7 protein-coding genes are annotated in these 13,551 nt (G+C 74.7%); 2 read left to right on the top strand and 5 right to left on the bottom strand.

What is annotated here, in order from left to right; genetic code table 11:
* Positions 1–182 precede the first annotated feature (182 nt).
* A complete protein-coding gene (locus ACWD5F_RS00920) occupies positions 183–422 on the top strand; it encodes a hypothetical protein (protein ID WP_451249783.1) in 240 nt (79 codons plus the stop codon).
* Positions 422–799 carry a fic family toxin-antitoxin system, toxin component gene (locus ACWD5F_RS00915; RefSeq protein WP_451249781.1) on the top strand — a complete coding sequence of 126 codons (378 nt, stop codon included), beginning with the start codon at positions 422–424 and terminating at the stop codon, positions 797–799. Before ACWD5F_RS00920 ends, ACWD5F_RS00915 begins: the two co-directional genes overlap by 1 nt.
* A gap of 106 nt (positions 800–905) precedes the next feature.
* On the opposite strand, the gene ACWD5F_RS00910 is transcribed toward ACWD5F_RS00915, so the two are convergent.
* From ACWD5F_RS00910 to ACWD5F_RS00890, 5 genes are all read right to left on the bottom strand, one after another.
* A complete protein-coding gene (locus tag ACWD5F_RS00910) occupies positions 906–2,867 on the bottom strand; it encodes a hypothetical protein (protein WP_451249779.1) in 1,962 nt (653 codons plus the stop codon).
* A complete protein-coding gene (locus tag ACWD5F_RS00905) occupies positions 2,864–6,511 on the bottom strand; it encodes a vWA domain-containing protein (protein WP_451249777.1) in 3,648 nt (1,215 codons plus the stop codon). The genes ACWD5F_RS00910 and ACWD5F_RS00905 overlap by 4 nt, the downstream gene beginning before the upstream one ends.
* A complete protein-coding gene (locus ACWD5F_RS00900; RefSeq protein WP_451249775.1) occupies positions 6,508–7,668 on the bottom strand; it encodes an ATP-binding protein in 1,161 nt (386 codons plus the stop codon). Before ACWD5F_RS00900 ends, ACWD5F_RS00905 begins: the two co-directional genes overlap by 4 nt.
* A gap of 79 nt (positions 7,669–7,747) precedes the next feature.
* The gene (locus ACWD5F_RS00895) at positions 7,748–12,649 is read right to left on the bottom strand and encodes a DNA-binding protein (RefSeq protein WP_451249774.1); all 4,902 of its coding nucleotides are present in this window, start codon (positions 12,647–12,649) and stop codon (positions 7,748–7,750) included.
* Positions 12,646–13,512, bottom strand: coding sequence for a DUF4132 domain-containing protein (locus ACWD5F_RS00890; RefSeq protein WP_451249772.1), 867 nt, complete (start codon positions 13,510–13,512; stop codon positions 12,646–12,648). Before ACWD5F_RS00890 ends, ACWD5F_RS00895 begins: the two co-directional genes overlap by 4 nt.
* Between the last annotated feature and the right edge of the window lie 39 nt (positions 13,513–13,551).

The raw sequence follows: 13,551 nt of genomic DNA, 5'->3' as shown, positions 1-13,551 counted from the left end.
CCCCTGAGCGATCAACATCGAACAGACTCAGGCAAAGCCGAACAGTAAAGGGGCACACGGCTCAACACAATGGGGCGGGAGGAGAAGGCCGGGGCAGCAGGGGAGGCGGGGTTCGGCCGACCGAACGGCGCCTCGAGACCAGCCCCCGCGCTCTCCCTGGTACCAGCTGTTACCATCGGCGCATGGCGAAGACGCAGAAGGGCTGGCGGGTCGACGACGAGATCGCGGAACTGGCCACGGCCAGGGCCCGGGACCGCGGGATGAGCGTCGGTGACTACATCGCCGCGCTCGTACGGGAAGACGTCGGCGGACTGCGGCAGCGCGGCCTGGACGCGGCGCAGCGATTCCTGGATGAGCACCAGTCGGTGTTCGACGAGGCGGAAGACGCCGACCGCCGCTCCTCGGGGGCGCACGCCGCGTAATGGAACTGCACATCGACGTCCCCTGGGTCCTGCAGGTCGCGGAGATCGCGGGCGCGGCGGACCCGGCTCCCGACGACTACGGCGTGCCGGTGGCCGCGGTCGCCTGCCACCGCGCCGAACTGCTGGACACACCTGTGTACGACGGGCCCTACGCCCGTGCCGCGGCGCTGGTGCACATCCTCGGGCGCTGTCGCTGGCTGGAGCGGTCCAACATGGCCGTGGCCGCCGCGACCGGCGTCATGTACCTGGAGGCCTCGGGCATCCAGGTCAAGCCCACCCGCGAGGACGCCGTCGCTCTTCGCGACCTGCTGCGGGACCCTGCCTGCACCGCCGCCGGGATCACGGCCCTGCTGCGGGCCTGGCCGCACGCCACCTGAACCGCGCGGCACGCGACTTCACGCGCCTTCGCCCGGTCGCCTTCACCGACCAGCGGTGGGTTCGCGGTCTGCGAAGGCGATCGGGCGTACGGCTCGTCCGCGTCTGTCAGGCAGCGTCCGACTGCTGCCATGTGGCCTGCACCAGAGCCCGTTCCGTGCCCGCCAGATAGACGGCCGCGGCGAGCCAGGCGCGTGCGTACCCGTCCGGGTCGGCCTCCTCGGTGCGGCCGAAGACATCGCGGCTGCGTCGGCCCGCCTCCGCGGCGAGGGCGTGGGCCAGGTCCGCGGCCGTCCGGAAACCGCTCCGCCGCAGCGCCACGACGGCACCGGCCCGATCGCCGTCGCGCGCGGGTTCGGCAGCGGCCCTGCGACCGCCCGACACGGCGACCTCGACCAACCGCCGCAGCCGCCACAACGGCGCCTCGGCCACCGGGTCCGACGGGCTCCGGAGGAGCCCGGACGGCTCCGGCAGCGCGGGGGCCGGCGGCAGGTGGGTGCCTTCGAGGCGGTCGTAGCCCAGATCGGCGTGCCCCGACCACTCCGCCGGCAGCCGCAGGGTCGCCGCACTCTCGTCCGGCACCGGGCCGACGGCGAGCGGCCGGAGCGTGGCCGCGCGATCGGGGTCCAGGCGTCCGACGACGCGCAGCCGCAGCCCGGGGCGGGACGCCAGTCGGCGAAGGTTCACGGTGTGCGCGAGGTCGGGGTGGCTGCCGGCCGGCAGCAACCGGATCAGGAGGCCGTCCGTCTCCGTCCCGCCGGGGAGCAACTCCTGTGCGAGCACGTGCTGGTCGACGACTCCGACGATGACCAGATCACAGCCGATCAGCTCGCCGGCCGCCTGCTCGGCCCCCTCCGGGTCGCTCACCGGAGCGTTCCCGAGCCGGGCCGCGACGGCCTCGGCGAGGGGCCGGGCGAACAGGGCGGCCATCGGCCCCGACGTCCAGGAACGGCCCGCGACCGGTGTGGCCCGGACTCCCTTGCCGGCACCGAGACGGCCGTCCGAGGAGAGCGTCGCGCCCGAGATCAGCAGTCCGCCACGGGAGAGTTGGGCGTGGTCGAGGCTGCCCGAGCCGAGCGCGACGGTGGCCGTCGCGGCACCGCGCGCACGGGCGGGACCGCCCGGTCTCACGTCCGCGACGCTGAACCAGCGCCCGTCGTCGGAGAGGAGATGCGTGACCACCCCGCCGTACCCGGTCGCCGAGATCACCGGTTCCCGGCACACCCCGTGCACGCGCAGCGCACCTTCCGGCCGGTAGTTGCGACGGGCTGTGCCGACCAGTGCCGGCGCCGGATCGCCTGCGGCCAACAGGCCTGTGGTCAGCAGGAGTTCACGCAGGTTGGCGACCAGGTCGGCCAGCCGGTGGCCGTCATGGCGGGACCGGGCGCCCCGCAGTCCACGGACCACCCGCAGTGCCGCCGCCTCGGCGCGGTGCAACCCGGCGAGTCGGGCGGTGTGCGAGGCCCGCAACACCTCGGCCTGCGCCACGGCACCCGCCGCGGGCACCCCGGCGGCGAGCACCGCGGCCGCGGCGGTCCAGAGTGCGCGGGCGGCGGCCAGTTGCGCGTCTGTGGGGCCTGTCTGTTGCGATGCTTCGGCCGCGGCTGACCCGGGCACGGGAGTGACGGCCCGGACGGCGTCCGTGGTGCCCTGCTCGGACTGCATGCCCTCCGTGGAGCTGCCGACCGCCGCTGCCACTGCGCGGTCGCCGGCCACCGTGTCCGCGTACGCCCCTGCCTCTGCACCGTCCACTGTCCCCGCGTCCGCCATCGTCTCCGCGTCCGCCACCGGACACGCGCCGAGTACGGCCGCCAGGTGCAGGCACCTCGGTGCCAACAGGCAGCTGCACACGGCCTGTTCGGCGTCCGTGACCGCTCCGGAAGGGCCGGGAGTGAGGACGACCTCCGCGTCCTCACCGCACCGCACACGTCGTACGGCGCCCTCGACGGTGACGGCCGCGGTCACGTACGTCTCGATCGTGGCGTCGAGTTTCTTGCGCAGTCGGGAGGTCAGGCCCTCCACGGCGGCGGCGGCCACCTCGGGCGCCACCGGAGGCAGTTCGGGGTTCATCGGGTCTCTCCGCGGAGGCGTTCGCCCACCCAGCGGGCGAGGGCGAGAGGACTGAGGGCGGCGACGGGCATACCGGCCGCGACGAGCTGTTGGGCCACCGGCACGGAGTAGCGCGGGTTGCCGGTGTCGTCCAGAGCCGCGCAGCCCATCAGATGCACCCCGGAGCTCGCCAACGCCCGTACCTCGCCGAGGAGTCCGCCCAGTGGGTAACCCTCCTCGAAGTCGCTCACCACCACCACGAGGGTCCGGCTGGGCACCGTCACCAGGGAGCGGGCGTGGGCCAGACCGGCGGCGATGTGCGTGCCGCCTCCCACCTTCACCTCCAGCAGCAGGGACAGCGGGTCGTCGACCCGGTCCGTCAGGTCGATCACGTCCGTCGAGAACGCCAGGAAGTGCGTGCTGAGCGTGGGCACTCCGCCCAGCACGGCCGCGGTCAACGCCGACCAGATGACGGAGGCCTCCATCGATCCGGACACGTCGACCACCAGGATCAGCCGCCAGTCCGCCTCCTTGCGCGAACGGGTGCTGAACACCGGCCGTTCCGGCACGACCAGAGTGCTGCCGTCGGGCCTCTTGCGGGCGTGGACCAGGTTCGCGCGCAAGGTGCGCGGCAGGTCGATCCGCCCTCCCGGACGCCGAGTCGGTCGAGGGGTGGCCAGACCGGTCAGTGCGGGCCGCATCCGGGTGGCCAACTCCTTGGCCAGCTCGTCGACCAGGCGGCGCACCAGCGGACGCAGCCGGGCCAGTTGCTGCTCGGGCATCCCGCCCGCGAGCGACAGCACGGACGTCAGCAGATCGACCGAGGGACGTACGGACTTGGGGTCGAGCTCGGCCAGGACGTCGCTGCGCCCCTGGTCGGCGGCGCGGGCCAGGACCTCCTCGCGCACCTCCGTGCCGAACAGCGCCTGGAGTTCCTCGGCCCACTCGCGCGCGGTCGGGAAGGAGGTGTCCTGCCCGCCACCGCGACCGTTCTCCTGGCCGAGGTCCGAGGACCCCTCACCGCGACCCTTGCCGTACAACTCGTCGAGTGCGTGCGCGTAACGGCGGGCGTCCGCCGGCAACTGGTCGCTCTCGCGGCCCAGGAGCAGACGCCACCGGTCCGTCGGCGAGAGACGGAGTACGCCGTCGGTCGGCTCGCCCTCGCCGGACGGGTCCGGTGAGGGCACGGGACGTGCGTCGGCGGGCTCGGAGGCCGGAGCATCGGCGGTCTCCGGGACCGGAGCATCGGCGTGCCCCGGCAGCGGGATCGCCGGCCGCAGGGACTCCACCGCCGTACGCCCTGCCTCGTCCGCCGCCGTCCACAGGGCCAGCAGTCGCGGGGAGGCGGACAGCGTCAGGTCGAGGCGGTCGCCCAGTCGTTCCGTGATCGTGTGCAGCAGACGGTCGCGGCCGGCCGGGCTGAGTGTGTCGAACCCGCCGCGCAGGGCGGGCAGCCGGACCAGGAACGCCTGGTCCCCGAGCGAGTCGATCCGGTCGAGCAGCGGGTCGAGCGCGGTCGGCGCCGACTGGAGCAGCGGCGCGGCCCCGGTCAGCAGTCCGGCGAGTCTGCGGGCCAGCGCGAGCCGTCCGTCGGGGCCGGCGGCGGTATCGATCCAGCCCGCGGCCCGCGCGCCGAGCGTGTCCGCGTCGTCCAGATCCAGCAGGACCCGGCAGGCGAGCGCGGCACCTTGGACGAGGGGAGAGGCGGTGTGCGCGAGACCGCCCAGGGCCTCGTCCATGCGCAGTCCCAGGCGGTGTTCACCGGCCCGGGCGGCCAGGGCGACGAGCGCGGCGGCCTCCTCCGGGTCGTCGCTCCCCGCCAGACCCGGCAGCGACCGCACCGCCGACTCCAGCAGGTCGGCGGCGAGGACGCCCGCCGCCTCGCGGCCCTCGGACGTGGTGCCGGGCAGATGGCCCCGGCGCAGCGCCTCCAGCAGATCCAGTCCGGTGAGGATCTCGGGGAGTGTCGCGGAGGCGGGCAGCACCTCGGCCGCCTCGGCCAGCCGCTGGGCGACCAGGGCGGGCAGGTCGCAGCGGGCGGCGTCCCGCAGCCCCGCCAGGACCAGCGCACAGGTGGGACCACCCTCCGCCGACTCCCTGCGGTAGGTCTCCCGCAGTGTTCCCTCGGCCGCCAGCGCGGCGGTCACGCCCCGCACCCCGGCCAGGTCGAGCCGCACGGGCACCGACGGCACCCACGCCAGCCGCCACCGGGTGGTGAGCGCGGCGGCGTCGCCCGTACCGGACACCTCCACGGCCTCGCCGTATCCCACCCCGCACACGTCGAGTCGCCGGAGGAGGATCTCGCGCCGGTTGTCCAGGGCCGAGCGGAGCGGGTCGAGGCGCAGTTCGCGCCGATCGGGCTCGTCGGGACCGGGCAGGCGCAGGGCGGCGAGTTCGGCCTCGACGGAGGGACCGAGCCCGGAGCGCGGTGTGCCCGGCGCGACCCGGCCACGATCGGTACCCACCAGGACCACTTCCAGGGCCCGCGCGAGAGCCCGGCCCCGGCCGAGCGGCTCGCCCTGGCCCATCACGGACGTCAGGGCTTCGAGGACCTCGCCCCGGCCCGGTGCGGGGAGCCCGCGCAACCGGGCGAGGTCGCAGGCCACGCGCAAGGTCTCACGAGCCTCGCCCGTCCCCGCGGTGTGCCCGGCCGCGCGCAACTCCCGGCACACCCCCGTGATCGCCCGGGCAGCGGCGTCGTACAGCAGCTCGGGGTCGCCCGCGGCGCCGAACACCGCCTGCTGCCAGCGGGGGTCGCGGATCCCGGCCGGGTAGCCGGAGCGGGAGTCCAGCAGATCGAAGGCGTACGGGACCATGGATGTGACGACGGTCGACGGTTCCGCAGGAGGCACCGATCGGGCCGATGCCGACCCGCCGGCTCTCTCCTCCGACGCCCGCTCCTGAATGCCCCCGCCCGCCGCACCGGCCAGCGCCGGTGCGTGGAAGGCGCCGATCACCGCCGCGACCCGGCGTCCATCCGCCGCCGCGAGGGCGATCGTCTCCCGCATATGAGCTTCCCGAGCCAGGTCCACGGCGGGCACGCCGCCCGAGGACGCGGCGTCCTGACGCAGCGCCCAGCCGACGCCCAGGGCGGCCCGGCGCAACGACTCGGGGGTGCAGCCGGGGGCGAGGACCTCCACGCTGCGGTCCCACAGGTCGTCCCCGGCACGGCCGGTCCCGGCCGCGGTGAGCGCCTGCGCGAAGGAGACGGGCGCCGGCCGGGCGGCTGCTTCGGCGCCCGTGTCCTCGGTTGCGGGCGTGGACTCCGCGGCCCATCGCGCGTCGGCCATCGGCAGATCGCAGCAGACGACCTCCACGCCCCGCTCCCGCGCCCAGCGGACCGCGGCGAGTTCGGGGGAGAAGTCGGCGAACGGGTAGAAGCCGAGCCGTCCGTCCGCACCGGCGCCTGCGAGCGCGACCGGCGCGAGCGTGCCGGGCGCGCCGAGGTGGGTCAGCCACGGCTGGAAGTCCGTCGGCAGCTCCAGGCACACCACCTCGGCGCCGGCCGCGTCCAACAGGGCGGGCACGGCGGCGGCGAGCGCCGGGCTGTGGTGGCGTACGCCCAGCAGGTACGGCACCTCGGAGTCGGCGAGGGCGTCGAGCGCCGCCCTCGGTTCCTGAGCGAGGGCGTCGAGCGGGGCCCTCGGGTCCTGAGCGAGCGTCACCGAAGGTTCTCCCGCAGGTCCCACAGGCGGCGCCAGGTCGCCGAACCGTCCTCGGCGCGCCGGCGCACCGGGCCGTCCCAGTAGCCCAGCAGGCGCGCGTGGTCGGAGGGGTCGTCCTTGCGGACCACGCCCAGGAGATGGCCGGGCACCAGGTCGAGGGAGTCCCCGGCGGGCAGGTAGGCGGCGGCCACCCCGAGGGAGACGGCGACCTGGACCGCTTCCGCGGTGGACATCACCGTGCCGGGACGCTCCACGTCCCAGCCCTCGGCCGAGCGGCCGGCGCGCAGGTCGCGGAAGACGGTCACCAGGACATCGAGCACCGCGTCGTCGACGTCGAAGGCCGCGCCCGCCCGCTCGACGGCCGCGACGGCCTGCCGCTTCACGAGCGCGGTCTCGGCGTCGACGTCCGAAATGGGGTGCACGGTCTCGAAGTTGAAGCGGCGCTTGAGCGCGGCGGACATCTCCGACACACCCCGGTCGCGCAGGTTGGCGGTGGCGATGACGGTGAAGCCGGGGGCGGCGGCGACCTGCGCGGCGTCCGTGCCGGACAGCTCGGGCACGCTCATCCGGCGGTCGGAGAGGATCGACACCAGCGCGTCCTGCACCTCGGGCAGACAGCGGGTGATCTCCTCGACGCGCGCCACCATTCCCGAGCGCATCGCGCTGAGCACGGGCGAGTCCACCAGCGCCTGGGGAGTGGGTCCTTGGGCGAGGAGGAGGGCGTAGTTCCAGCCGTAGCGCAGCGCGTCCTCGGTGGTGCCCGCGGTGCCCTGCACGGTCAGCGCGCTGGTGCCGGAGACGGCCGCCGACAGCAGCTCCGAGAGCATCGACTTGGCCGTGCCGGGCTCACCGACCAGCAGCAGTCCGCGTTCACCGGCGAGCGTGACCACGCACCGCTCCACCAGGGCGCGTTCACCGACGAACTTGGGGGCTATGACCAGTTCGCGGGGCAGCGTCTCGTGGGGCTTGGTCAGCTTGAGGGCTTCGCCGGCGCTGCCGCACACGAAGGTGATGACGGATCGGGGCGTCAGCCGCCAGCCGGGCGGGCGGGGCCCCTCGTCGTGGGCGGCGAGGAAGGCGAGCTCGGTGGCGTGGCGCTCTTCGGCGGGCAGTGTCTGCCGGGCGGGCAGGGCCGTCGCCGTGTCGGTCGCGGTCATGAAAGTCCTTGCTGGGTAGGTCTGTTGGTCGTTGATGAGGGGGCGCCGGTGAGGTCCGGCGCCCCCGGTACGGCGTACGTCAGCGGCGGCGGCCCCGCCGCACCTTCAGCTCCTCGAACCGGGGAGCGTCGCCCTCGCGGACCCGCTGCCAGGCCTTGCGGTACAGGTCCGCGACCGGTTCGGTCGGCACGATCGCGCCGAAGGACGCGTGCTCGCCGTGGACGCCGGCGAACAGGGGCAGCTTCCAGCGCTCCAGGGGAACGCGCGGGGCCGGCTGTTCGGCCCAGCCGCCGGGCAGGAACAGCGAGCGGCCCGCCCTGGTCCGGGTGGCCTCGACCACGAGGTCGCCGGCGGCCAGTTCGGCGCGCGCCTTCTTGAGGCGGGCCGGCTTCCACCCCGTCCACCGGGCCGTCGTGCGGTCGGTCGGGTCGGGCATGGCGAGCAGCATCAGGTACAGCGTGGCCGCGTCCTCGCCGAGTCCGTACTCCTTGGCCACCTCGGTGACCAGGTCGGGCACGGAGTGGCCGGGGTGCTGGGGCCACCAGGTGCCGTCCTTGTCCCGCTCGCCCGCGATCGGCTCGCCGGGGTCGGCGAGGAGGGCGGCGAAACGGGGGTCGCGGACCAGTCGCAGGGCGATCTCGGCCGGGTAGGGCTGGTCGTCGACGCGGGCCGCGGGCAGGTAGGGGTCCTGGCCCGCCTCGTCGAGGAGGTCGACACGGATGCCCGGGGCCGGCTGGTCGTCGTGGGTGGCGAGGACGACGGCGCCGTAGCGCTCGAATCCCGGGCCGGTCTCGGTGGGTGTGCCCGCCGTCTTCCGGAACGTGGGGAGGCTGATGTAGCGGCCCATGTCGAGCATGAGGCCGGGGGCCGCGAGTCGCCCGCGCACGGCGGTGAGCGCGGGTGGCAGCGCGGCGCGGATCGGGTCGCCGGCGGGCAGCCGGTGGGCGAGCCAGGCGGCGAGACCGACCGTGCCGACCAGGGTCTGCGTGGTGAAGCCGGCACCGTCGTCGCCGACGGGCCGTACCCGGTCGCCGTTGACCTCCCAGCGCAGGTCCCGGCTGAGCTGCGGGGTGTGGGCCGGGTCCAGCAGGGCGGGCAGGGCTTCCCGTACCGGCCACGCCGCGTGCTTGAGGGTGCGGATGGCGTCGCTGAGCAGGTCCTCGGGGATGGCGGAGCGCTTGCCGAGCCTGCTGTTCCACACGGCGGCGGCCGCGGCCACGTCCGGGCCCTTGGTCCACAGGCGGACCGGGTCGGCGGGCAGCAGCGCGGCCACGACCGCCCCGCGGACGGCTGCGTCGATGCCCCGCAGTTCGTCCTTGGCGAGCGCCGCCGGGGCGACCTTCACCCCGATGACGGTGCGCGCCTCGGTGCTGAGGAACGTCCGCTCGTACGCGTCGACTCCCGGAAGTCCGGCGACGACGAGCCGGGCCATGGTCTCGGTGACGCCGGTGAGGCGGGCGAACTCCTCGGCGGCGTCCGGGAACCACGGTGCCGGACCGCGCTCGGCGAGTTCGGCCAGGAAGGCGCCGAGCCGGCCCAGGGGTTCGTCGTGGCCGATCGGGTCGCAGGCGAGGACCTTGTAGGGCTCCGGCATGGCGAACCGCCCTGCCGGATCGTGGAAGAGGCCGGTGAAGTCGCAGCCGTCGTCGTCAAGCGACCCGTGTCCGGTCACCGCGACGAAGGCGCCGTCCGCCAGCGGCAGCAGTCCGCTCCAGGAGCCCTCCCGCCAGTCGCCCGAGGAGATGCGCAGCCGGTGCGCGTCCAGATGCACGGAAACCTTGCGCCAGGTGCCGGTCGTGCCCGTCTGTCCCAGCCCCAACCGGTCGAATGCGGCGAGCAGTTCGCGCAGGGTCTCGCGGTGCTCGTCGGTGGTGGTGCCGGCGGCGGCCCGGAAGGCGAGAGCCGAGGTCCGGTCGAGCAGGGTGTGCAACTCCGGCTGGCCGGTGGGCAGTTCGGGTCCGTCGAGGTGGAGCCGGCCGTCGAGTGGCTCCGGTACGGCGGCGGTGGCCTCGGCGGCACGGGTCAGCACCCGCAGAGCGCGGAAGACGGTGTCGGCTCCGTCGTCCCGGCTCCACCAGTAGCCGTTCGACGCGCCGAGACCGCTCATCGCGTCGCGGATCAGGCTGTCGGACGGCCCGGCCGGGCCCTCGTCCTCCAGGCCGCCCTCCAGCGCCCGGGTCAGCCGGGTCGCCGCCGCGTCCAGGACGGCCTGCTGGGCCGCCGCGTAGCGCACGACCCCGGCGATGCCCGTGACCAGGGCGGGGTGGGTGACGGGCAGCAGGGTGCGGATCGCGTCGGGCAGTGTCTCGGGGTTCTTGTCGGCGGCGGCCGACAGCAGGGCGGCCGTGGTGTCCCGGTCGATGGCGCGCAGTCCCGCGGAGCCCGCCTCGTCGCGCGGGGTCAGGCATTCCCAGTACTGCACCGGCGGCAGCAGCAGGGTGCCCTCGCCGAAGACGCCCGCCGTACGGTCGGTCTTCCCCCAGGCGGTGACGACACCGTCCGCGTCGACCAGGTCGAGCTGCCAGCCGTTGTGCACGACGGCGGTGGGCCGCTCGGCGCCCGGGAACATCACCAGCGTGAACGGCCGGCCCGCGTCGGCGGGCAGCGTGAGGGTGTGTCCGGCGAGATCCTCGACCCGCGTGGATCCGTCGGGGAGTTCCAGCCTGCGCAGGCCGACGAGACCGTCGACGGGAGCGGAGGCGGGGGCGGCGCCGGACGTGGGGGAGGGGCGCAGCCGTCCGCCCGCGAAGGTGCTCCCCGCGGGGGCGTCACGCAGTGCGTCGGCGAGGAACGCGGGGCGGCTCATGCGTCCGAGCTCGTCGGTGGCGGGGTCGTACTCGTACCAGCCGTGCTCGTCACGGTCCTCGGAATCCGCCTGCCAGACCCAGTGGTTGGAGCCGTCGAAGAGCAGCGGACGCTCCTCGGGCACTGTGGTGTCCCCGGCGTGGAGCACACCGCGGCCGGTGGTCCGGCCGCCGCCGGGCAGCGGCAGGGTGATGGGGAAGTTGCCCTTGTACCAGTCCATTTCGGTGCCGCGGGTACCGTTCGGGCCCGCCAGGTTCTCGACCCGGTCGGCGCGGGTGTGCCAGTAGCCGCGCAGGCCGTCGTTGCGGCTGTTCCAGTAGACGAGGAGTTCGCCGTCGACGTGGTGGAAGCCGGCGTCGCCGTACCGGTCGTCCTTGGGGATGCGCAGGTCGTGGGTGAGCAGGGTGCCCTCGGCGCCGATCACGCGGGCCTGGGCCTCACCGGCCACCACGAGGTGGGGCCAGGCGTCGGCGACGATCAGGTCCTCGACCTGGTTCTTCGGGACGAGGTCGGCCGCCGCGCTCTCCCAGGCGGGCCAGCCGAGTTCGTCGAAGAGGCCGGCCTTCAGGGTGCGTGCCAGCACGGGCGCGAGGTCGGTGGCGATGGCCTCGCGGACCTCCGCCTCGGAGAGTGCCAACGCCTCGGAGGGCAGCCACTTCAGCCGGGCCAGCGCGTCGGGCAGCTGGGGCAGACCGACCGCGGTGAACCGCCGCACGACCGTACGCACCCACTGCGCCAGCAACGGGCGGCAGCCGGGCGAGACGGCCAGCAGCCGGATGGCCCGCAGCCCTTGCTCGTCGCCGCCGAACCGGTCCGCGCCCTTCTGGAAGGCGTCGTGGAACCGGGCGTCGGCGCCCAGGAACAGCAGGTCCCGGTGTCCGTCGCCCGCTGCCCACTGCTCCAGCGGCAGGCCGTCGCCCCGCGCCGGGGCGGCCACCGGTATGTCCAGGGACAGCAGGAGGTCGATCAGATCGATGTCGTGGGTGACGGTCAACGCGCCGCCGGATGCTTCGAGTTCGGCCCGGAGCCGGTCCGCTGTCCGCTCCACGAGCGGGTACAGCTGGGGCATCCGGGTCGAGCCGCGCCAGGACCGGGCCCGCTCGCGGAACGTCAGGAAGCGGTCCAGCCAGCCGGCCGTGCCGTCCCGCGGACGCTCCTCCTCGGGCAGCGAGGCGTCCCACAGCGCCGCCGTGGCGCCGGAGTCCTCCAGCACCTGGAGCCACAGCGCGGGCATCTCGTCGTCGTAGCCCGCCGGGATCATGTCCAGCAGGGTGCCCCGCACCCGCCGCTCCCGCGCGGCCAGCGCCACCAGCGCGGCACGGTGGCCCTTCCACCAGCCGGCCGCCGCCCGCAGGGTGGCCGGCAGACCGAGCAGCTCGGACAGGTACTCCTGCTCGGCGAGGTCGGCGTCCTGCCCCGCGGCCCGGGCCAGCTTGCGCAGGTCGCCCGCCATCTGCGCGGACGGCGGCAGACCGCCCGCCGTGCGGCGCAGGCACAGCCGGGTGAAGCGCCGCAGCGCCTCCTCGGCCGGCACCCGGGCGGCCAGCTCCCTGCCGTAGGAGGACAGCACCTTCACCGGCAGCGCGCCCGCCAGGGCGAACTCCAGGAACACCGCGTCGAGGCGGTCCTCCTCGATGACCAGACCGTGCTCGGCCTCGGCCTTGCGGGCCCGGGTGAACAACTGGGCGGCGTAGGTGGCGTTCTCCTCGGCGAGGAACACCCGGCCCGCCTGCTCGTAGAAGGTCGGCAGGAAGTGCGGGACGGAGGCCGCCAGCCGCGTGCCCAGCTCCACATAGGCGTCCAGGGCGGTCTTGGGCCGGGACTTCGCCTGCCGGGCCGCCCGCTCCAGGTCCGGTACGACGCCGAGCGCGTGGTGTCCGTCCTCGGGGTGGTGCACCAGCACCCACTCCGGAAAGCCCAGCGACTGGCGAAGACCCAGACCCACCACGGCCGGCTCCGCGTCCTGCTCCAGGCCGAGGAAACCGGCGGCCAGGTCCTCCGCCGCGCCCAGTTCACCGGCGACCAGCCGCACCACCACCCGGTCGTCCAGGCCCGGGTGCCGGTAGCTGCGTGCCGTCAGCGGCACCGCCCGCTCACCGGCGCCCTCCGTGTCCGGCGGCAGCACCGCCCCCGCCGCGAGCATGTCCTCGTACGACACCTGCGTCCCCCCGCTCATGCGCTCTTGCCTTCCTCGATGTCACGGCCGGCGTACAGAGCCGCGGCCATCCGCATCCCCTCCGACCAGGCCACCGGGCCCACCTCCCCGAACGGCAGGGCACGGCCGTCCTGGTCCTGCCAGGAGAGGCCACCGGTCTCCACCGTGTCCTCCCAGTACGGCTCCCCGATCCATACGGAGGCCTCGACGACCCGCCCGCCGTCGCGGACCCGGGCCGTGGAGTAGCCGCCGGAGACGCGGTAGCCCAGCGAACTGGCGCGCGCGGCGAGGGCGAAGCGGGAGCGGAACGAGCCGCCGGCGAACTCCCGCACCTCGGTGGCCTTGGGGGCGAGGTCGTCGGGGCGCTGCCAGGTCGCCCGGTGGATCTGCTCGACGCGCTGGACGATGCCCAACTCGGCCGCGAACTCCCGGATGTCGTCGAGGTCCGGCAGCAGCACCGGGTGCGGCAGGGTCACCGTGCGCGGGGACAGCCGTACCGTCTCGCCGTCGAGGTTCACCACTCGCAGCTCGCCGTCCTCGGTGGTGCCCCGCAGGAAGCCGACCTCGTCGGGGTCGTCGCCGACCACGGCCAGGTCGCGCAGGGCGGACTGCCAGGCCTCGTCCGGCCACACGCGGGCCAGCAGGCCGGTGGGGACGGGCAGCGACGACACCATCCAGGAGTCGACCTGTGCCACGCACCCCGCGGCGTGCCGATCCAGCCATTCGGCGAACCGTCGCAGCCGGTCCACCTCCGGGTGGTCCTTGAGCGCGCGCGGCAGTGACTTCAACTGCCGCCCCGCCGACCGGCCCCCGGTGGCACGCGCCGCCACCCGCCCCTCCACCAGGGCGACTTCATACCCGTCACCCGCCGACAGCCAACCCACGATGCCCCCGCCTCCCACATCAAGACAGCCTGAAGAAAG

The sequence above is a fragment of the Streptomyces sp. NPDC002499 genome, from assembly GCF_053595415.1.
This window is presented reverse-complemented; position numbering and strand designations above follow the sequence as displayed.